General features: G+C 61.0%; 22 protein-coding genes and 1 pseudogene. 12 read left to right on the plus strand and 11 right to left on the minus strand.

The features are described from left to right. Nucleotides 1–4: 4 nt before the first annotated feature. The 8 genes from Q4G32_RS06940 to Q4G32_RS06975 all read right to left on the minus strand — a co-directional run bounded on the left by Q4G32_RS06940 (nt 5) and on the right by Q4G32_RS06975 (nt 5,927). Nucleotides 5–943, minus strand: coding sequence for a formate/nitrite transporter family protein (locus Q4G32_RS06940; protein WP_303350262.1), 939 nt, complete (start codon nt 941–943; stop codon nt 5–7). A gap of 169 nt (nt 944–1,112) precedes the next feature. Next, the gene (locus Q4G32_RS06945) at nt 1,113–1,544 is read right to left on the minus strand and encodes a pyridoxamine 5'-phosphate oxidase family protein (RefSeq protein WP_303350264.1); all 432 of its coding nucleotides are present in this window, start codon (nt 1,542–1,544) and stop codon (nt 1,113–1,115) included. Between the two features lie 223 nt (nt 1,545–1,767). After that, on the minus strand, nt 1,768–3,147 hold the full coding sequence (locus tag Q4G32_RS06950; protein WP_303350266.1) for a glutamate decarboxylase: 1,380 nt from the start codon (nt 3,145–3,147) through the stop codon (nt 1,768–1,770). A gap of 54 nt (nt 3,148–3,201) precedes the next feature. After that, complete coding sequence (locus Q4G32_RS06955; protein ID WP_303350268.1) at nt 3,202–3,789, minus strand: GNAT family N-acetyltransferase; 588 nt, start codon at nt 3,787–3,789, stop codon at nt 3,202–3,204. Continuing rightward, nucleotides 3,786–3,944: a hypothetical protein gene (locus Q4G32_RS06960; RefSeq protein WP_303350270.1), complete on the minus strand. Its 159-nt coding sequence runs from the start codon at nt 3,942–3,944 to the stop codon at nt 3,786–3,788. Before Q4G32_RS06960 ends, Q4G32_RS06955 begins: the two co-directional genes overlap by 4 nt. Nucleotides 3,945–3,948: 4 nt before the next feature. Then, nucleotides 3,949–4,644: a glutamine amidotransferase gene (locus Q4G32_RS06965; protein WP_303350272.1), complete on the minus strand. Its 696-nt coding sequence runs from the start codon at nt 4,642–4,644 to the stop codon at nt 3,949–3,951. A gap of 138 nt (nt 4,645–4,782) precedes the next feature. Next, nucleotides 4,783–5,115: a branched-chain amino acid transporter permease gene (locus tag Q4G32_RS06970; protein ID WP_303350274.1), complete on the minus strand. Its 333-nt coding sequence runs from the start codon at nt 5,113–5,115 to the stop codon at nt 4,783–4,785. A gap of 2 nt (nt 5,116–5,117) precedes the next feature. Continuing rightward, nucleotides 5,118–5,927: an AzlC family ABC transporter permease gene (locus Q4G32_RS06975; RefSeq protein WP_303350275.1), complete on the minus strand. Its 810-nt coding sequence runs from the start codon at nt 5,925–5,927 to the stop codon at nt 5,118–5,120. A 103-nt stretch (nt 5,928–6,030) separates the two neighbouring features. Between Q4G32_RS06975 and Q4G32_RS06980 the strand changes: the two genes are divergently transcribed. The 7 genes from Q4G32_RS06980 to Q4G32_RS07010 all read left to right on the plus strand — a co-directional run bounded on the left by Q4G32_RS06980 (nt 6,031) and on the right by Q4G32_RS07010 (nt 13,084). Further along, nucleotides 6,031–6,498, plus strand: coding sequence for a VOC family protein (locus Q4G32_RS06980; protein ID WP_303350277.1), 468 nt, complete (start codon nt 6,031–6,033; stop codon nt 6,496–6,498). Beyond that, a complete protein-coding gene (locus Q4G32_RS06985; protein ID WP_303350279.1) occupies nt 6,495–7,334 on the plus strand; it encodes a MerR family transcriptional regulator in 840 nt (279 codons plus the stop codon). Before Q4G32_RS06980 ends, Q4G32_RS06985 begins: the two co-directional genes overlap by 4 nt. A gap of 298 nt (nt 7,335–7,632) precedes the next feature. Further along, nucleotides 7,633–8,361: a class F sortase gene (locus tag Q4G32_RS06990; protein ID WP_303350281.1), complete on the plus strand. Its 729-nt coding sequence runs from the start codon at nt 7,633–7,635 to the stop codon at nt 8,359–8,361. A gap of 128 nt (nt 8,362–8,489) precedes the next feature. Then, nucleotides 8,490–9,962, plus strand: coding sequence for an Ig-like domain-containing protein (locus tag Q4G32_RS06995; RefSeq protein WP_303350283.1), 1,473 nt, complete (start codon nt 8,490–8,492; stop codon nt 9,960–9,962). Between the two features lie 105 nt (nt 9,963–10,067). After that, complete coding sequence (locus tag Q4G32_RS07000) at nt 10,068–10,685, plus strand: GNAT family N-acetyltransferase (RefSeq protein ID WP_303350285.1); 618 nt, start codon at nt 10,068–10,070, stop codon at nt 10,683–10,685. Between the two features lie 60 nt (nt 10,686–10,745). Then, the gene (locus tag Q4G32_RS07005; protein ID WP_303350287.1) at nt 10,746–11,438 is read left to right on the plus strand and encodes an ABC transporter ATP-binding protein; all 693 of its coding nucleotides are present in this window, start codon (nt 10,746–10,748) and stop codon (nt 11,436–11,438) included. Beyond that, entirely contained in the window at nt 11,435–13,084 is a 1,650-nt protein-coding gene (locus Q4G32_RS07010) for a DUF6297 family protein (protein ID WP_303350289.1), read from the plus strand. Before Q4G32_RS07005 ends, Q4G32_RS07010 begins: the two co-directional genes overlap by 4 nt. Before the next feature lie 43 nt (nt 13,085–13,127). Here the strand turns inward: Q4G32_RS07010 and Q4G32_RS07015 are convergent, their stop codons facing one another. Continuing rightward, nucleotides 13,128–13,598 (minus strand): Lrp/AsnC family transcriptional regulator, encoded by a 471-nt coding sequence (locus Q4G32_RS07015; RefSeq protein WP_303350291.1) that lies wholly within the window; start codon nt 13,596–13,598, stop codon nt 13,128–13,130. 94 nt (nt 13,599–13,692) lie between these two features. On the opposite strand from Q4G32_RS07015, the gene Q4G32_RS07020 reads away from it, so the two are divergent. After that, nucleotides 13,693–15,399 carry an alpha-keto acid decarboxylase family protein gene (locus tag Q4G32_RS07020; protein WP_303350293.1) on the plus strand — a complete coding sequence of 569 codons (1,707 nt, stop codon included), beginning with the start codon at nt 13,693–13,695 and terminating at the stop codon, nt 15,397–15,399. 106 nt (nt 15,400–15,505) lie between these two features. Here the strand turns inward: Q4G32_RS07020 and Q4G32_RS07025 are convergent, their stop codons facing one another. Further along, on the minus strand, nt 15,506–16,162 hold the full coding sequence (locus Q4G32_RS07025; RefSeq protein WP_368660367.1) for a sugar O-acetyltransferase: 657 nt from the start codon (nt 16,160–16,162) through the stop codon (nt 15,506–15,508). 196 nt (nt 16,163–16,358) lie between these two features. Between Q4G32_RS07025 and Q4G32_RS07030 the strand changes: the two genes are divergently transcribed. The 3 genes and pseudogenes from Q4G32_RS07030 to Q4G32_RS07040 form a co-directional block, all read left to right on the plus strand. After that, nucleotides 16,359–17,000, plus strand: coding sequence for an RNA polymerase sigma factor (locus Q4G32_RS07030; RefSeq protein WP_303350295.1), 642 nt, complete (start codon nt 16,359–16,361; stop codon nt 16,998–17,000). After that, on the plus strand, nt 16,993–17,166 hold the full coding sequence (locus Q4G32_RS07035) for a hypothetical protein (RefSeq protein WP_303350297.1): 174 nt from the start codon (nt 16,993–16,995) through the stop codon (nt 17,164–17,166). Before Q4G32_RS07030 ends, Q4G32_RS07035 begins: the two co-directional genes overlap by 8 nt. Nucleotides 17,167–17,181: 15 nt before the next feature. Beyond that, nucleotides 17,182–18,111: pseudogene (locus Q4G32_RS07040) on the plus strand (CU044_5270 family protein); the annotation flags it as partial. A 19-nt stretch (nt 18,112–18,130) separates the two neighbouring features. Here the strand turns inward: Q4G32_RS07040 and Q4G32_RS07045 are convergent. Next, entirely contained in the window at nt 18,131–19,609 is a 1,479-nt protein-coding gene (locus Q4G32_RS07045) for a sodium/glutamate symporter (RefSeq protein WP_303350299.1), read from the minus strand. A gap of 215 nt (nt 19,610–19,824) precedes the next feature. Here Q4G32_RS07045 and Q4G32_RS07050 point away from each other — a divergent pair, with 215 nt between their 5' ends. Continuing rightward, nucleotides 19,825–20,715, plus strand: a complete 891-nt coding sequence (locus tag Q4G32_RS07050; protein ID WP_303350301.1) for an aldo/keto reductase — start codon at nt 19,825–19,827, stop codon at nt 20,713–20,715. The last annotated feature ends 70 nt before the right edge of the window (nt 20,716–20,785 follow it).

Consider the following 20,785-nt stretch of genomic DNA (forward strand, 5'->3'; position numbering starts at 1 on the left):
GTTTTCAGGATGCAAGGTCGCGCGGTGGCCGGTAGTGGCTGTCATCGTTGACGTAGGCGTAGTACAGCCCAATCATGAGACCACCACCCACAAAGTTGCCGACCAGGGCCACTCCCACATTGGCCAGGGCCGCCAGTACATCAATCCCGTGGTTGAGTCCCACCACCGTGAAGAGCACGGTGTTGGCCACGGAGTGCTCCAACCCCATGAAGGCAAAGACGAACACGGCGGCAATCATGGCCAGTGCCTTGGTGATGTCGTCCTTGATGTAGCCGTTGTAAATGAGCAGCATGGCCAAATTGATCATGAAGTTGCACAGGATGGCACGGACAAACAGATCCCCGTAGCCTTCCCACCCTCCGGTCACATAGGCCAGCTTGTGCTCCACCGCCGCCAACATGGCCTCCCCGGCCATGCCTTGGGGAATGGTGGACATGGTGTAGAGCAAGGCAATGAGCAGCCCACCCAGGAAGTTGCCGAGCAGGCACAGGCTCAGGATTTTCAGTCCGCGCCAGGCACTGATTTTTCGGTAGTACCCGCCGATGGAGACCACCATCATATTGGAGGTCAACAGCTCTGACTTGGTGTAATAGATGAACACCAGTGCCCACCCAAAGGCAATGCCGCCCAGTGCGCGGCCAATGCCGATCAGGGTCTCATCCCCCACATTGATGCCGTCAAAAATGGCGATCAGGCCAAAGTTGGTCACGTAGAAAATGGCCACAATCATTCCGGCCATCCCCGCGCGCATGAGGTAGCGCTGCACCAGGCTGCCGGTCATCCGGTTTTTGGTGTCCAAAGCCTCCAATACGGTGGAGATGAAGGCTTTACCGGGAAACAACGCGGAGACGGTTTGAATCTGCGCGGTGTTCGGCCCCGTGGACGGCTCCCCCGTGGAGTCACCGGGGTCCGGCTGGGAATGAGGTGTGCGATCTGAGGTCACCGGAAAATCGTGCCATGCCTGCGGCTCGCCCGGGGCCGGTTTCTTGATGTTTCTCAAGTGCAACGCTGGAATCAGCGCCTGTCCCCTACCCTGGCTGTCACCACTCCTTGCCCGCACTGTCACCATCACAGGCCAGGAGCGCCGCTGCGCGAACCTGTTACAACCCCCTTCACAAGGTGTGTTCCTCCATGACGGGCGGGGTCACGCTGACATCAACCCACCGCATCCAGCGCGGTTGCAGCCCCACCACACACAGGTAATCCGGCTCTCCACCACCTTCCGGATGGGCCACGGCAAGAACGTCTGCGGCGTGTTCAGCGGCATCACCACCGAGCACATGCGCCACAGCTTCCACTTGAATTTCCTGCCCGGCGCCGGAGACCACCACCAGGGAGACTTCCGGACGGGAACCGATGTTCAAGGCCTTGCGGGAGCGTCGATCGGTTCCGAAAACCACGGTTCCAGAGCCCGTCACGGCCAAATTGACCCAGGCAGCCTCCGGATATTCTCCTTCCACGGGGTGGGATGCCAACACCCCACCCGGATACTCGCTGACAAACGTAGTGAGGGTAACGGCCGGTTCCAAATACTGATGCGTCACGAGTGCTCCACTGATGCGTCGCGGATGGTCAAAGGTTCTGATGGCGTTTTTTACGGTGGCACCGCTGGCCCGAATTGCCCACACCGATGGTTCCGAACCCATCCGAGCACACATACTGCGCGTATGACAGCCCCACCCCGGGATTGACTGGCAACCGAGGCCACTAGCGGGGACAGGTGTCAAAGTATGACGACGGCGCCCTCCCCCACCTGGTGTCTGATGCTCAGTGGTGGAAGGCGTGAGTGCTGGCCTGCGACCGCGGGAGAGGTCCGGGCAATTCATCCAAAAATTTCACGCAGTTGCGAATGGTGTCCATGAGCTTTTGCGCCAAGTCCATGGAGAGCCCGTTGCGCACCACCACGCGCTGGACTGTGAGATCAGTGAGGTCATCCGGCATGGGGTAGGCAGGCACCAGCCATCCGTGCTGGCGCAGTTGGTCGGAGAGATCATAGAGGTCCCAGTTCTTGGTGTACCCATCCTTCAAACTCCACGCGAATACGGGGATGTCTGAACCATCGCTCACCAGCTGAAAGGCGTCCATGCTGGCTATTTCCCCGGACAGATAGAGGGCAACCTTTTGACTGCTCTCCTGAACCTCAGTGAAGCCAGCCCTACCCAACCTCAGAAAGTTGTAATACTGCAAAAGCACCTGCGCGCCGGGCCTGGAGAAATTCAAAGCAAACGTGGGCATTTCACCACCCAAGTAGGAAACCTTGAACACCAGGTCCTCTGGCAGTTGGTCCGAGTCACGCCACACAACCCAGCCCACACCAGGAAAAACCAGTCCGTACTTGTGCCCGCTGGTGTTGATGGAGACCACTCGCTTCAAACGAAAATCCCATTTCACCTCCGGCTGCAGGAACGGTGCCACAAAACCACCGGAGGCAGCATCCACATGGATGGGGATGTCCCACCCCTTGGTCTCTTGAATCCGGTCCAGCGCGGCAGCAATCTGATCCACGGGCTCATACATCCCGGTGTAGGTCACTCCCATGATGGCCACTACGCCAATGGTGTTCTCATCAACGTAGGATTCCAGGTCATGCCCGTCCAGACTCATGTGTTCGGCACTCACGGGGACGTAACGCGGCTCAACATCCCAGTAGTTTGCAAACTTCTCCCAACACACTTGAACAGCGGAACTCATGACAATGTTGGGCTGCTGCGTGGACTGACCCGCCGCCCGGCGCGCGTTTTGCCAACGGCGCTTCATGGCCAGGCCACCCAACATGCACGCTTCAGAGGACCCGATGGTGGAGGTGCCAATGGCTCGCTGCGGCGCTGGAGCATTCCACAGATCGGCCAAAATCCGCCAGCACCTTTCCTCGATTTCGGCCGTGGCGGGATATTCATCCTTGTCAATCATGTTTTTGTCGTAGGTTTCGCCGTACAACTTTTGTGCTTCCGGATCCATCCACGTTCCCACAAAGGTGGCCAGATTCAACCGGGCATTACCATCCAGCATGGCCTCGTCGTGGATGACCTGATAGGCAGTTTCCGGCAACATGGCGGAGTCTGGAATTTTGAATTTTGGCAGCTGGGTGGTTTCTCCGGGGCGGGCAAATAACGGATTGATGGTGAGGTCGTCGTCGTGAGTGGTCATGCTGTTCCTCCTTGTGGGGGGTGGATGCAATCGTGTGCAGGTGTTGCACTCAAATCAGGTAGCCAAGCGGCCTTCCAAACCGTGGCGAACAGACGGCCACTCGGTGTTCAAAATGGAAAACACCACGGTGTCGCGCATCGTGCCATCGGGCCGGATGCGGTCGTTACGCAGTACTCCGTCCTGCTTTGCGCCCAGCCGGGCAATCGCGGCGCGGGATTGATGGTTGTGCCAATCAGTGCGGAACTGAACGCAGAGACAGTCCAGGTCTTCAAAGGCGCGCTGCAGCAGAAGCAACTTCATGGCCGGGTTGACCCCGGCTCCTTGGGCGTAGCGCGCCAGCCAGGTGTAGCCGATCTCCAGCCTGCGATGCTCCGGCTCCAGATTGCAGTAGGTGGTCATCCCCATGGCTTTGCCACTGCGCGGATGAACAATCGCCCACGGCGCCATCCTGCCTTCACTGTGCAGTTGGAGCCTCCGGTCGATTTCGGCTTCCATGGTTTTACGCCCCGGCACAGCGGTGTACCAGGTGCGGTAGAGCTCATCCACTTCCGCGGCGGCCACCAAGTCATCATGGTGGGTATGGCTCAGCGGTTCCAGGCGAACTGCAGGATGTTCCAACACGGGTACGGTGGCAAAGTTCACTCGGCCACCGTACCCCGGTGCTTGTCTTTTGAGAGGACAACGCGATTGACGCCCACATCCATCCCGAACGTTCCGCTCTCTGCGGCCGTACCCCAGCGATCATCGCGCACCGGTGTGGCTCCGACCGGGTAGCCGAGCAAACTCACACCTGGCACGTTGTCACCTCTGTAAGCCGTCCAACCAGGCATTGACCGTGGCTTGCATGGCCCGCTCCAAGGCAGGGCCGTGATGAGCTGCCTCATACCTGATCACTTCAGGCGGCACCCCGGCGCCTGACAGTTCCACCGCATGCCCAATGAGCCACTGTTCAATGCGTCGGTAATCGGCTTCCAGATGAAATTGCAGCCCCAGCACATTGGGGCCCAGCTGAAAAGCCTGGTTGGGAAAGCCGCGAGTTTCTGCCAGTCGGGTGGCGCCTAAAGGAATCTCGAATTGGTCCCCGTGCCAATGCAACACAGGTGTCTCCTGCAACTGCGCCAACACCGATTCAGAGCCCTCTTCGGTGAGGTCAACGGGAGCGTAACCAATTTCCTGGTGAGGTGCAGCAGTGACCTCAGCGCCCAGCGCATGCGCCATCAATTGAGCCCCCAGGCAAATACCCAGCGTGGGGCGATTGGCGCTGAGCCGCGCCGCCAGAACGGACCGTTCCTGCACCAGGAACGGGTAGGAATCCATGTCATAGGCCCCCACTGGCCCACCCAAGACCACCAGAAGATCGGCGTCCATCACAGTGTGCGGCTCCAACGGGTCCACCCCGGCATCCAGATACCGCACTGCGTACCCGCGCTTGCCTAGGACAGTTTCCAAGCTGCCCAGATCCTCAAAGGCAACGTGTCGGATTGCCACAGCGATCATGACCGATCCCCCTTGGTGGGTATCCACAATGTCCAGCTCATGAAACCCGCACGCTCAGCTTTGGGGCAACCCCTGTTACCGGATTGATAGTGCTTTGACATGAAATGCCAGAGATTACCGTCCGGTATTCAGGGTCATTCACCAGAAATTGACCAGCACCACATACGTCAGGGTGCCCAGTCCAACACTGAGCAAGGTCCGCCGTCCGCAACTGAGATGGACCACCAGCGTCACCAGAGCTGCCACCACCGCCTTACCCAGTTGCCCACCGTGAGCGGACTCCGCAAACGTTGCAGCCGCCAGCACTGCCAACACCCCCACGGGCATCCACACCGCCAGCGTGAGAACAAATCTGGATTCACGGAGTGGCTTCAACAGCGCGAATGGCAAGGCACGCAGGCAGAACGTAACGGCAAACATGATGGCCATAACGGCCAGGATGTAGCCCGTGGATGTATCGGTCTGCGTCACAGTCAGTTCACCCCCGGTGAGGGCTCGGGTCCACGTCGCCCAAAGCCAGGCTCTGAGTTCTGTTCCGAACCTCGGTCTGGCTCCTGGCCCGGACCCGAGTGTGTCTTGCTGCCTGGACCGCCGTTACCGAACCGTCCACGGCGCACCGCAATGACAAACCGCAAGACCAGCAGGAGTACAAAGATCAGCAATGCCACGAACAGCGCCGATTCAGGAACCACCAAGTAGGCCACCGTAAAACTCAATCCCGCCAAGATCAGGGACGGTACGTGTTCACGTGAGCGCAGGGCGTCCAAGGTCAAGGTGATGAACAGCGCGCAGAGTGCGAACTCCAGCCCTTGGATGGGCGCCGGAAGGAGGGACCCTGCGGCAACGCCCAGTAGACCACCCGTGATCCAGTAGAGCTGGAAGGAAATTTGCATGGCAAGCAGTCGAGGTCCTGTCCAGGAACCTGGGTTTGCCGCTGTTACGGCGTAGGCCTCATCAATCATGGCGTACACCGAATAGAACCGTGCCAACGGGTGCCGCACCACGCGCAAGGGAAAGGAAAAAGCGTAAAAGACGTGCCGAAAGTTCACCAGAAATGTGGTCAGCGCAATGGTGGCCAGTGGTGTTCCGGTCGATATCAACCCCACCATCAGCAGCTCCAGGGAACCCGCAAATCCAGCGATGGACATGGCCGGAGCCACCCACCACGGAAGACCGGCCTGTTGCACCAAGAGCCCGAATGCCAGCCCTAGCGGAAACAACCCCAACCCAGCCGCCAGGGACAGGCTGATTCCTCGCCTGACCTCCTGCCCCGTACTGTTCATGGCTCCATCATGGGCCACTGAGTGAAGGGCCACCAATTGACGCCCAGCCCACGCCGTGCTCGCCCCTTGACCCTGACGCAGCGTGAGGCATCACGCTGCGTGTATGAGCACCTTTTATGACGCTTTTGAGCACAGTCCCGTTCCAGTTCCCGGCCCAGATGCACAGCCCCCGGAAGTTTTCCGGGGTATTTACGGGATGCCGATGTTCGTTACTGTTCCCACACCGGACCTGGACCGGTCAGCGGATTTCTGGACCCGAGGTTTGGGCTTTGTCAATCTGTTCTGTCTGCCCCAACAGCTCATCCACTTGCGCCGGTGGGCGTTTCAGGACGTTCTGCTGGTACCCGGGGAGGCGGACTCGCGCGCAGCCAAACTTTCGGTGAGCTTTGCGTGTGTGCGCTCACAAATCGAGTCCCTTCACAGCGATTGCCAGACTCTGCTCCCAGGAGCTTCCTCCGGTCCGTTGGAGCGACCCTGGAATTCCACGGAGCTGGAGATCACCACACCGGAGGGCACACTGGTTGTGATGACTGCCGCCAATGCTGTGGAGCAGAAAGCCTGGCCGCTATGACAAGCTCCGATCAGATCAACAACCACCTCCGAACCAACGCCTGGGAGACACCCACCGGACTCACGGTGGGCGCCGTGGCAAGCGCACTGGGTCTGACGGTGCGGACTCTGCATCACTGGGATCAGCTGGGATTGGCCAGTCCATCGCAGCGGTCCACCACGGGCTATCGGTTGTACTCCGCACAGGACATTGGGCGTCTTCAGAGGGTGGTGATTTATCGGGATTTAGGGATGGACCTGGAGCAGATCGCGGAAGTTCTGGAGCAACCTGGCATGGCAACAACCGATGCTCTCCGTGCTCAACGCCAGAAAGTGCAAGAACACATTGAGGTCATGACTCAGCGGCTGGACAGCATTGACCGAATGCTGCACACGCAAGAACACGGAATCTTGCTGACACCGCAGCAACAGCTGGAAATCTTTGGAACGGGCTGGGACCCGGAATGGGTGGAGGCAGCTCAGGACCGCTGGGGCACCACGAGCGCATGGCAGGAATACTCCGAACGCAGCTCCACACGGACTGAAGCAGACTGGGCAAGCATTGCTGACACGGTGCAGCAGTTGGAGCGTGAACTTGCCGCGGCTGCACGCCACGCCACGGGCCCAACGGACCCGCAGTGGGGCAATCTGGTGGAACGTCACCGTGCTTCCATCCAGCAGTACTTCACGTGTTCCCATGAGCGCCACGTGCTGCTGTCCCGGATGTATGTGGCCGAACCCGCGTACCGGCAACACTATGACGCCCTTGCACCCGGCCTGGCGCTGTGGCTCAATCGCGCCGTGGAGGCTCACGCACACCGCAACGGTGTAGATCTGCAACACGTGCACTGGGACTGAAAAAGCCCGTGACGTACCTACATACCATTGCATGATGATCGCCGCGGGCATCATTCTCTTGCATCAAAAGTGGTGATGCGCACAGCATCAATTCTGCCGAACAACGCCAGGAACGTATGATCGCCGTGACAACTACTCGCCACAGACAATCCCAGACAACAATTCCTCAGTCACCAGTTCAGCAGTGAGGAAACACTGAATGGCCCACAGAAAAGCCACTGCATCACGCAGCAAGACTCCCAGAGGACAGCGTGTCCTGCTGGTTATTTTTGTGACCTCACTGACTATTGTCGGAATTTTGACCATCGACTACATGGCGGACGGACAATCAAATGTCCTCCAAAGTATTGGCATTGAAGATCGTCCACTGGGTCCAGCAGACATGGCAACATCTCCCGGCTCCGCCACCGCCCCCGCGGCGGAGCACATCACCGCCACGGGAACCCCCGCCCCGGATTACAGCGCCAATGCAGACGGCCTCCCAAACAACGGTATGGAGGGTGTGGATCTCAGCGGAATTTCACCGGGCGGCGGCCAGGGCCCCCCGGAGCATGACTGGGCCACCATGAACAGATCAGAATTGGCAGTTCCACAAGCAAACTTGATCATCCCGGTCGTACCGCGCGACCTGGTCAACCTGGATGGCAACTCTCTGGAAATGGACCTACCCGTGTCCTTCCAGGCGGGGTGGTTGACGTCGTCGTCGCCAGTATCTGCGCAGTCCGGGACAACAGTGGTGGCCGGGCACGTCAACTGGGCGGACGGTTCGTGGGCGCCCATGTCCAACCTCTACAACACCACGCCAGGCATGACCGTACTGACCAGTGATGATTTCGGTTCCGTTCAAGAATGGACCGTAACCCGCAGCGAAGGCGTCCCCCAAACAGAACTTTCACATTTATTTACATTGACCGAAACCTCTGGACCTCGCCAACTAATTCTCATCACCTGTGAAGCCACCGTGGACAGTCAAGGAAACCTGGTTTTTGACAAAAACCACGTGGTCACTGCTTCGCCGAAACAATAGCCAAACCGAATCGTTTTACTGTTAGGCTCCAAACACATATCTGACCCCTTTGCAGATATGTTGTCATGTCACCGGTTGTTGCTCTCAGGGGATCGGGAGCACGCCGACGCGACGCAAGGAGCAACGCAATGCCCTTTTCCATGCACCAAAAACGCCGAGTGCGCGCTACGGGACTGGTTTCTGTCCTGGCTTTGGCGGCATCACCTCTGGTTTTCGCAGGTCCGGCCTGGGCGGCTGAGATTCCGGATGCCGTAACCTCCGTGGAGACCCAGGGGAACATCAGAGTTGGCGATTCGCTGACTCTGGTGGCGCAGTGGTCCGTACCCGATCATTCCCAGCCCGGGGACACCTTCTCCCTGGCACTGCCACCGGAACTATCACCCATGCAGACGGAGTTTGATGTCCTCAGTGACACCGGGGCCGTGGTGGCCACAGCACAGGTTCAAGACGGCAGCGTGGCGGTGACGCTCTCCGATTATGTAGCTCAACATCCCATGGACCTCCAGGGCCAGCTACGGTTCAACGCCACCGTCAATGAGACTGCTGTACCGGGACAGCCCATTGTGATCGCGTGGGGTGAGTCCACCACAACCATCACGCCGGGTGAGCCCTCCGGCATCGGAGACATCACCCGGCCCTCCAAGTTTGGCTGGGTCAATCAATCCGGGACCAATTCCTGGAGTGTTCAGGTGCCCGGCCCGCTGACCAACGTGACGGTCACGGACACCCCGGTAGGCCACCAGATCGACTGCGGAACCTTGCGGGGACTGGTGGGTGAATCCATCGACGGCGCCTATCCCACCTCCTGGGAACCCCGCGAGATTCAGGTGCTCACCTGTGATGATTCCGGTTGGACCGTTTCCGCGGGTGATATTGCTGCCGGCCAGTTGGTCTTGGTCCTTGGGGACGTTGACGTTGCCGCGGGGATCACCCCCGATACCGACGGTCTGCTACGCAACGGATGGAGTGTCACAGCAGATCAGGGATCGTCGGACGGCTCTGGGGTCTCCGTGCTTTACGGTGCGGACGGCACCGGCGGCGGCAACCCGCCGCCACCCGCGCCCAGCCCGGAGCCAACGCCCGAACCAACGCCGGAGCCGACTCCCGAACCAACTCCCGAACCGACATCAGAGCCAACTCCGGAACCGACCCCCGAACCCACTCCTGAGCCCAGCGAGACTCCCTCAACAGAACCAACCGCTGAGCCCAGCCCGGAGCCTACTGTGACTGCGGAACCATCGACCACACCGGAACCGAGTGCAACACCTGAGCCATCGGTGACTCCAACTCCCACCACCTCCACTGAGCCATCGGTGTCCCCTACTCCGGAGGAATCGCCGTCGCAGGAGCCTTCCGCTACGCCAAGCCACACAGCTCCCTCTGCGTCGCCATCTCACTCCCCTGAGCCCACGGATTCGCATCCGCCGGTGGCTTCCCACCCGGAGCAAGGCCCCACTGAGCAGAAGCCGATTCTGGTGCGGACCGGTTTGGCCAACTCGAACGGTGGTTTTGGGCCCACCGCGTGGGTTCTGATGAGTACAGCGGCGGTAGCTGCAGCATCGGGTGCGGTACTGGTGTACCGGCGTCGTGCCCAGGGCTGAGTAGCCCCACGGCCCAGGGGTGGCCCGGGCGAGGTTTTGCCCAGGCCACCCCTGAGCGCCTGAGATAATCCTGACGCACCACTGTGAACTGCAAGAAAGGATGCCGTGTCCACCGTCACGCCTGCATCTCGCGCGGACATTGATGATCTGTCCCGCCTGTTGGCTTTGTCTTTTCAATTCGATCCGCCGTCGCGGGCTGTGCTGCAGCCCCGAGATGACCAGGACATGCTGGTACGTGCCTTCCACCTCTTCCGGGCCATGCTGGCCGCAGGACCCGTGGATCGCGGAATGGTGGACACCATCCGTGACGGGGAGGACATCTTGGGGGTGGCCGTGTGGGAAGCGCCGGGTGACAAAGCGTCCTCCTCCCCGCGTTCCTACCTCAACCACCTGCCCGATTACGTGAAAGCGATAGGCTGGACGGGGCTGCCACGGGCCATCGGCATCCAAACCTCGATTGCCCGCCACAAGCCGGGGGTTCCCGCCTGGTACCTGCACGCCATCGGTGTCAGCCCGCAGGCACGTGGCCGCGGTGTGGCCTCCCAATTGCTGGAATATCGCCTGGCCACCGTGGATCAGCGCCGGGAACCGGCCTACCTGGAGTCCTCCACGGCACTGACCGGCAAGCTCTACCGGCGGCACGGCTTCCAGACATTACGCCCCATCCCCATCACCGCTGAGGCCAAACCCCACGCCATGTGGCGGCCCGCCCGCACTGCATGACCACTTCCGGGTCACGGACTTGTCCCCGGGTACCCGGTACCTGGCCTTTAGACTCGATTCATGGCCCATGTCAACGCAGTGTTGGAAGCTCGCAACCTCTCCTGCGGCTACGGCGGTGTCCCCGTGTGCGGAAGGGTCAATTTCAGCATTCAGGCGGGCGACATCCTGGGTGTGGTGGGGTTCAACGGAACCGGAAAGTCCACGGTGTTGCGCAGTGTCGCAGGCCGACAGGAACCCTTGGAGGGACACGTTCAGTTTGATGCCAGGCCGCGGTCAGAGGGCTCCACACGGTGGCGCCGAGCCGTGGCCGCTGTGTTCGACGACGACGCTTGGTTCCCCGGACTGACCGTCACCGAACACCTGAACCTGGTGGCAACCGCGCATGGCATTGCTGATCCCATCAGCGCTGTGGAACACGAACTGGACTTCTTTGGCCTGGCCGAGCGTTCCCATGCCTTCCCCGAGGCTCTTTCCTCCGGGCAACGCCGCCGCCTCCTGCTGGCCGCTGCCATGATCCGCCCAGCCCGGCTGCTTCTGTTCGATGAACCAGAGCAACGTCTTGATCCGGCCATGGTCTCCGCCCTGGGAGAGCGCATTCTGACTGCCCAGGCGCAGGGCTGCGCCGCTGTGGTGGTCACCCACGATCCCGATTTTCTGCGGCAGATTGCTCAACGTTGCCTGGTGATTGACGACGACGTCCGCCAAGTCACCCCGCATGAAGGTGCACTCGTGATTCAGACGCAGCGCCCGTGAACGCCGAGCACCAAGAGGGCCAAGATGCCAGTGAATTTGATCCCTGGCTGCACGCGCATGATCTGACACGCAGGCGCAACGTCCCACCGTGGACTCATCGGCTGGAAGATCTTTACACCCAGATATTCGCTTTTCTGGTGGCCACGGCCATAGCCGCCAGCGTGGTGCACTTCAGTGAGGCGGCCTTTTCCGGCGTCGCTCATGTGTTCCTGCCCGTCTGGGACACCAACCTGGGGCTGCCTCCCTGGGCTGCGCTGTTCCTGTATGCCGTTGCAGGGTTGTGCCTGGCCATCTGGACGGTGCTCTCCACGGGTCCTATGTGGGCAACCCGCCCCGAATTGGTCTGGGGCTTTCAGCTGCCAGTGGATCGTGCACCTTTCCTACGACGGCGGCTGGTTGCGGTCATTCGTCGTTCCGGAATGCTCAGCATGGTCAGTGCCGCAGCCCTGACTGTGATGATCTGGGCAGGTGCTGCCTCACCATGGGCATGGATGGGTTGGGTCCTTGCAGTGGCATTTTCCGGTCCCGTCATTGCTTCCTTGGCGGTACGAGCCCAGTGCCGACAAACCGCAGAAACCGCACCCAGGACTGCCGGGACTTTTGCCTATACGTCTTGTCTTCTGTGGACTCCTGTCACGGTGCTCACGGTGGGATTGCTCAGCATCGCCGTGTGGCAGTGGATGCCCACCCCACTTCCAGCCCTGGGGAGTTGGAGCGTAGGGGTGTGGAGCGGCGTCGTCGCCCTGGTGGTGGGGCTGGTCGTGACTGCTGCAACGCTCAGATGGGCTGCCAGAGGCATCCACGTTCTGGGCTGGCCTGCGCTGGAACGTGCTGGAGGTAGGGCCCAAGTGGCCCAGGCTGCACGGATGAGCCTGGACATCCAGGAGATGTATCGGTCGGTCTTGGGCCCCGGACAAGCCGGGCGCGGTGGCTGGATGCTGCCCCATGCGTCCGATTGGCCCCGTGCGCCCCATTGGCTCCATGTGTCCAACTGGCCCACTGCCGCTCTGGCACGGGCTGAAACCGTGGCCTGGCTGCGAATGAGCGGGCCGTTGCCCCTGTGGGCAGCCTCTGCAGCAGCAGCGCTGCTTTTCCTGGCCGTTCCACAGTGGAGCGCACCGGTGCTCGTGGTGACCGCCCTGATCGCCTTGCTGTTGGCAGCTGCGGATTTGGCTGCCAGCTCTGCACGAACCTCCGCACTCAATCCCCATGTCGAGTCCGTGATCCCCGTGAGCGCCACAGCTGCGCGCATGGTTCGGACAGCAGTGCCGTGCACGATCATGGCCGTGTGGGGCGCCGCTGTTTTCGGCGCGCTGTCTCTGCTGTTCTCAGCCCCTCTCCTGATGCTCATGGGAGTACTGGCCGCAGTTGGTGTTGGCGCCACTGCCACCGCCGGAGCTCGCAGACCCCCGGTGGACTGGGCCGGGGCCACCATCATGACGGATGCCGGCCCCCTACCTATCGGCGTGGGCTCCCAAATTGCGGGCGCGCACCTGGCAGGTCTGGTGGCCGTGGTTCCCACCGGGGTTGCAGTGGCCCTGGGCAACGCATTCCCGGACGCCCAGTGGTTATTGCTCGGCATCCAAGCAGCGCAGACCGCAGTGGCCATGGGGTGGTCGCTCCATCAGCAACGCCGCACAACGTGATGGCGCAATACCGGCCCGCCCGCACTGCATGACCGCTTCCGGGTCACGGGCTCAAAAGCTGTTCGATCCGGTACGGAATCAGCTCCCGCAGGACCAGGGTGGTTGACGTTCTGCGGATTCCCGGACAGCTGAGCACCGCCTGGTTGACCTGGTAGAGATCGTCGGCATCCCGCGCCACCAACTGCATGAACAGATCTGTTCCACCTGTGGTGGCAACGCACTCCAGGACTTCAGGTAGTTCGCGGAGGGCGGCCACGGCGTCGTCGAAAAGTTCCTGTTCCACCTCCGCCACACAGATGGCACGCAGACCGTACCCCAGCGTTTCCGGGGGCACGGTGACGCTGTGGGCGCGTAAGACTCCTGGCTCAAAGAGTTGACCCATGCGACTTTGGACGGTGCCGCGCGCCAGACGGAGTTTCTGCGCCATCCATCCCACGGTGGCGCGGGGGTGGGTGTCCAATGCTCGTAGTACCCGGCGGCTGGTGTCATCCAACTGAGTCACCGTTTTGCTCATGCCAGCCTCCTGAGTGCCGGGTGTTTTGATCAGTTTGACCAATACATCAGTCACCTATTGACCAGATTGGTGATCTTTCTACAAATAGTCTGACATGAACACTTCCGTTGACACAGCTCACACCGCGCCCACCGTTGGCCAGTACCTGGCCCAGCGCTTGACCCAGTTGGGCGCCACCAACCTTTTTGGGCTGCCCGGGGATTTCAACCTGACCCTGCTGGATCAGATGCTCACCGTGGAAGAGCTCCAATGGGTGGGTTCCACCAACGAACTCAACGCCTCCTATGCCGCAGACGCCTATGCTCGCGCAGGACGTGGTGTGGGGGCCTTTGTGACCACCTTTGGGGTGGGGGAACTTTCCGCCGTCAATGGGATGGCGGGCAGTTATGCCGAGGACGTCCCGGTGGTGCACATTGTGGGGATGCCGTCCCGTGCGGCCATGGAGCAGGGCGTCCCGCTTCATCACACACTGCTCGACGGGGACTTTGAGCACGGCCTGCGCGTGGCCCGCGAATTCACCGTGGCGGATGCCGTACTACGTCCCGAAAGTGCCGCCCGGGAGATTGATCGTGTCCTGACCGCAGTGCTGTCCGCCTCCAAACCCGGGTTCATCGGTGTGCCGCTGGATGTTGCCGCCGCCATGGTTCAGGACGCCAGCGACCCCCAACCGCTGACCGTGGCCTCCACCCGACCGGATGTTCTGGCAGCCTTTGAGCGCGCCCTACGGGATCACGTGGCACGCTGCTCCCAGGCAACGCTGTTGGCCGGACCCCGCATTCACCGCCGCGGCTTGGAGTCCGTGGTGCGCCAGATTGCCGAACTCCCCGGGGTCCAGGTGGCCAGCCAGTCCGCTTCCAAAGCGATCCTGGATGAACGTCACCCTGCCAGCCTTGGCACCTACCTGGGCAAAACGACGGCGGACCCCGCCACCCGTGATGCCGTTGACCAGGCGGAACTTCTGATCATGGTGGGCACCATCACCAGCGACTTCACCACCGGGTTCTTCTCCCACAAGTACGTACCGGAGGAAGCTGTGGAACTGGCGCTGGACCACGCGCGGATTGCACACGCCCACTATCCAGGTGTGATGCTCCACGATGCACTGGAGGTGCTGCAGCGGGTGATCGGCCAGGCGGAGTTTGCTGCGTTGGAGGGCGGGGCGTCGTCGTCGGTGCCGTCTCAGCTGAGCACAACCCATGCCGCTGAGGATGCCGCACTGACCCACGAACTGTTCTGGCCGGAGATTCAGAACTGGATTGCGCCGCAGACCACCGTGATTGCAGAAGCCGGCACCAGTTTTTACGGGGCGCTGGATTTGCAGTTGCCCGCGGACAGTGACCTTTTGGGACAGCCGGTGTGGTCCTCGATCGGTTACACGCTGCCCGCTGTTCTGGGTGCAGGGTTGGCGCAGCCGCAGCGGCGGCCGGTGCTGTTCATCGGTGACGGATCAGCCCAACTGACCGTGCAAGAACTGGGGACCATTTTTCAGCGCATCCCCAACTCCGTGACCTTCCTGATCGAAAACCGGGGGTACACGGTGGAGCGTTACATCCAAAGCCCGGATGCGGTCTACCAGGACGTCATCACCTGGGACTGGCCCGCCATTCCAGCAGTTTTGGGTGCCCCGCACGTGCACACCCCGCGTGTGGGTACCGTGGGCGAGCTGCGCGCGGTCCTGGCCGAATCGGCTGCGAACCGGGATGCCAGCTACTTCATCACCGTTGACTTGCCGGAACGGGATGCTCCGCGCCTGCTGAAGGTGCTGGCCGAAGGCATCGCCGCCACCAACACCGCCACCTGACCCCTTTCCCTCCCACTGCCGAGTGTGTGGTTTTGGTCGCTTCAGGTGTGCTCAGGCGACCAAAACCACACACTCGGCAGTCGAGTTGGCGGGAGGGTGGTGTGGGTCAGATGTTCTCCTTGATGACCCGCGCCGGGTTACCCACGGCCACCACATTGGCCGGAATGTCCTTGGTCACCACGGCGCCGGAACCGATCACCGAGTTCTCCCCGATACTCACTCCGGGACACACAATGACTCCCCCACCGAGCCAGACGTTGTTGCCAATGGTGATGGGCTTCCCAGCTTCCAACTTGTCCCGGCGCTGCGTGGGGTCAATGGGGTGTGTGGGCGCCAGCAGTTGCACGTGGGGGCCTAACTGGCAGTCCTCCCCGATTCTGATGGGCACCACGTCCAAGGCCGTGAGACCCATGTTGATGAACGTGCGGGCTCCCACGGAAATGAACTGCCCGTAGTCCACGTGAACCGGGCCGCGGATATGAGCGTGCTCGCCCACCTCACCGAACAGTTCCCGCACAATGGACTGACTGCCCTGCGGATCACGGTAATACTCCGTGTTGAAGCGGCCCATGAGCTCTATGGCACGGGCGCCGACTCTTGCCAGTTCCGGGTCCTCGGCCACGTAGTCGTCTCCAGCCAGCATGCGTTGATAGTTGCTGCGATCATCCCCCGCAAAGAACTCCGTCAGACGTTGCTGACGGTCCTGCTCCCAAGCATCAGACTCGGACAGAGGGGGCTCAACGGGAGAATGCTGGTCAGTCATGACGTAACTCCTTGCTGCATTGTTGTGACTGTGCCGGACCCTACCGGACCGCTTGCCCCCGCATTGCCGAATTGCTCCCTTGCATCCCACATTTCGAGGCAGCGGTGAAGCCTGCTGCACAAGATGGAACGCGTAGGCGTGAACTATTTGGTGGCCTGCGGGCAATACAGGGTATGAACACCGAAAATGAGACTCCATGAGCACGGACAGTGATGTCATCAGAGGTTCGTTGGAGACACCGGAGCAATTTGCCGTGCTCTACGACCGGCACGCCACCCCGGTGTACCGCTACCTCACGCGCCGCTTGGGCCGGTTGTCTGCCGAGGACATCACCTCCGAGACGTTTTTGGCCGCGTTCGATTCCCGCACCACCTTTGATCTCTCCCGTGAATCAGCCCTCCCGTGGCTGCTGGGCATCGCCACCAACCTGGCAAACCGGCATCTACGGCAGTCGGTGCGTCAAGAGCAGATCCAACAGAAAGCCGCGCGACTTGATCCCGGGCATCCCGCAGACCTGCTGGAACCGATCACGGAGCAACTGGATCACTCGCAAGGCACGTCACAAGTCATGCGGGCGCTCGCGCACCTTTCCCCCACCAACCGCGACACTCTCCTCTTACATGTCTGGGGCGAGCTCACCTATGACCAAATCGCTGCCGCCACGCATGTGCCCGTGGGCACCGTTCGGTCACGATTGCATCGGGCACGGCTCACCTTGCGCTCCCACCTTTCTGCACCCGCTGATTCCACACCCACGCAGCGAATAGCCGAGCGCCTCTCATCACCGTCTTCGGCTTCACCCGAAGCCACCGCCACGCAGGAGCCCCACCATGCATGATCTAAAAATCTTGGAGAACGCCGGCCGTGAGTCCGTCCACGCCCCCCAAGAGCAGGCACTTGCTCAGGGGCGAACAAAACTTCTCACACATATTCACGCCCAACAGGACGCCACTGCGCAGTCCACTGTGGTTCCCGTGACTCCACTGCCTGAAGTCTCGCAATGACGACGTCGTCGTGCCCCCTGGCTACTCACCGCAGCTGCCGCTGCGGCGGCGGCTGGTCTCCTGGTACTCAGCCAGATCGGTGGGGATGCCGGTGCTGGTGCCACACCTGCGGCTGCCGCAACCCTGGAGGAAGCGGCGCTGAACAGCATGGAGATCTCTGACCCGCCGGTGGAGCCGGGGCAGTACCGCCGTGTGGAAACAACATCCCACGGTATGGCCACGGCCACGGTGGAGTCCGGTACCTACACCGTGTTTCGGGAGGCCACCACGGACGTCATGTACATCCCGGCGGACCCGGGAGATGCCTCCGACCTCTGGTACTGGGATCAGCGTCGGGAAGGTCAGGAGGGCCAAGTCCTCAATGCGGATGATCTCCCTGCTGACGTGGTTCAGGCCTTTGATCCGGTGGGGCATGGGGACGCCGGAACAGTGTTGGAAGCTCCGCAAGGCCGTTGGTACGGTTCGCCCGCACAGTTCACCGCCGAGGATTTGGATGCTCTCCCCCGTGATCCCCAGGCGCTGATGGAACACATCCACCGGGTCAAAGCAGGCCAAAGCGCGTCTGAGGACGAACAAGTATTTACGTTCATCACAGATGCCATGCGTACCGGGCTGGTGGATGCAGAACTGCGCGCAGTGTTCTACAAAACCTTGTTGCTGGTCCCCGGTGTTGACGTCACAGCATCCTCGGTCACCGTGGATGGACACAGCGGTGTGGCCATCGGGCGGTGGGAGTCGGTGCGCAGTGAGCGGCAGGAAGTGATCATAGACCCCACCACTGGTGCCTGGATCGGCGAGCGCACGGTTGCCACGCAAGACATGGACGGGATCACGGCCGGGACAGTTCTGCAATCGGCGACTTGCACCACCGTGGTGGTGGACCAGGTTCCTGCAGATGTGATTGCAGCCGCGGTGGACGTGCCGGAGGGGTATCCCCAGGGCTGACTTCACCGGACCGCCCACGTCAGGTCGTAGCCTCGCCCTCCGCCTTCTTCTGCTGCGCCAACTCCTGGGTATGCGCTTCCCGGTCTTTCATCTCCCGGGGCCGGAAGTACAACAGCCCGGAAAGCACTGCGATCAGGAAGACCACCAGCATCACAAAGAACAGGGGCCACGGCCCGGTCAGATAAATGACTGGAATTGCCAGGGCCGTGACCATACCGCCGCCAAAGAACGGTTCAAAGAGCAACTGCTTGTAGCCGAAGGCCTCAAAGGCCGGGGACTCACCCTCCGGGTCCACCACGCGCATGAGGATCAAACCTGTTGCCGTGACACCCATGGACTGGCCAAAGTCACCGATGCCGCGCTCAAACCAGTACCGGCCGATGATTCGCGGCGCCAACCACAGGAAGATGAACACGTTGAAGGTGATGCCGGCAACAGCCAGGATGGCGAAAGTTGCCAAGTTGTCCCCCACAGCTTGCAGAGACAGGGTGGCAATCGCGGAGACGATCAAAAAGTCCAGAGCCCAACCTTGAATACGCAGCATGATCTGGTGGTCGATGTAGTGATCGGCACCCACCGCGCGGGCAATCAGCTGCAGGATCACACCACCCAGCAGCGCCATGGGGAACAGCGGAACGTAGGCAAAAATCTCCAACGGGGTGGTGTCGTCCAACATCACGGAGGCATAGGTCATCTGCTCAATCCAGCGCAGCCCTTCCAGGATCAGCCAGCCGATCAGGACGGCCACGGCCATGATGGCCATGTGCAGGGACAACGGCTCCACGGAGGATGGGCGGCTGGTCATCTTGCCTGCCGAATAATGTTCGTCAGCCCGGAACAGGCCCTTTTGCTCAGCAACGGACATTTTGACGTCGCCCTTGAGGATTTCCGTCTTACCCGTCCGCACGCCCCAGTTGATCAGACCGATGCCAATGATCACACCGCCCACAATGCCCACCGTGGCCAGGCCAACGGCAAGGTCCGCGCCGTCGCCAAAACCAAGGTCTTCCATGACACCGCGCATGCCCGCTGCGGTGCCATGGCCACCCTCGAAGGCAATTTCGATCAGCGCCCCGGTCATGGGCGAGGCCGCAAAGATCGGTACCAGAACCAGTGCCGCCAGCAGTAGACCGATCACGTACTGTCCGGAGCCAAACGCCACACCCAGGGAAAGCTGTGGCCCCACCAGCTTGGCGGCTCGTTTGGGCGATGGCAGGTCTTGACCCAGGAACATGGTGGCAAAAATGACGCTGATCAACAGCCCGGGCAGCGCTGCCCAGGTGGTGATCATGGGCTCGGTGAACAGCCCATTCTCACCCCACGGGCCGTTGAATCGCCCCAGAACTTGGGGGCCCAACAGCAGCAGGAGCGCACCCGCAATGATGGAGCTGGGCAGGAACAGACTTTGAATCCACCCCACCTTCACGCGAATGACCTTGCCGAGCAGCAACGCCGCCCCCAAGATCAGTAGGGCAAAGCCAATGGCGTTGGCAGACATCAGTACCACCTCGTAATTCATGGGTGCGGGGCGGGTCAGTGCGGACAGCACCACACGGGATGCTGAGGTGTACGACGTCGGGTGCGTTGCGCCGTCGTTGTGGATCCCCTGAGCGCGCGTGGAGCCATCAGTCTAAGCTGAGTGCTGGCTGGGAACTACTGAAGGGTTGCCGTACGGCCTGTGACACCAGGCTGGCGTGTGCATACCGTGGGCGTATGAGCACTCAGAATTTGACCCTGAACAATGGCGTAGAGATCCCGCAGCTGGGGTTTGGTGTTTTTCAATCTGAACCGCAGGAGACCGTGCAGGCGGTGTCTGATGCGTTGGATGTGGGTTATCGCCACATTGACACAGCAGCTGCCTACTTCAATGAGCGTGAGGTGGGGCAGGCCATCCGCGATTCTGGGGTGGCCCGTGAGGACGTTTTTGTTGAAACCAAAATCTGGATTTCCGATTACGGCTATGAGCAGACCTTGCACGCTTTTGATAAATCTGCGGGCAAACTTGGCCTGGACCAGATTGACCTTCTGATTCTCCATCAAGCCCTGCCTGAAGCGTTCGACCGGACCATCGCCGCATATCAAGCACTGGAGAAGTTACTGGAGGACGGCAAAGTCCGCGCCATCGGTGTCTCCAACTTCATGCCGGAACATCTGGACACACTACTGGCTCAGACCACAGTGATCCCTGCTGTCAATCAGATAGAGGTCCATCCGTACTTCCGTCAAACGGAACTGCTCAACAAGAACCGTGAACTGGGGATTGTTTCCCAGGCGTGGTCACCCATTGGCGGGATCACTTTCTACCCGGGATTTGGCGAAGATCGGAAATCCACCTTGGAAAACCCGGAGATCCTGGAAATCGCTGAGGCGCACGGTAAGACTCCAGCGCAGGTGATGTTGCGCTGGCATCTGGAGCAGGGGCGTCAAGCCATCCCCAAGTCAGTCAAGCGCCACCGCATCCAAGAGAACTTTGAGGTCTTTGACTTTGAACTGACCAACGATGAACTCACCCGCATTGATGCCCTGGACACCGGTGTGAGGGGTGGCCCGGAGCCAGAGGACGTCACGTTGGAGGCCTTCGGCCGGGAAATCCCGGAGGCATGAGCGACACGGTCCTGCGGGAGAAGTACGGGGCAGCCCAATGGTAGGGAGTGGGGCCGATCGGCTGTCTCCC

Source organism: Kocuria sp., assembly GCF_030538595.1.
In the GTDB taxonomy this organism is placed as follows: domain Bacteria; phylum Actinomycetota; class Actinomycetes; order Actinomycetales; family Micrococcaceae; genus Kocuria.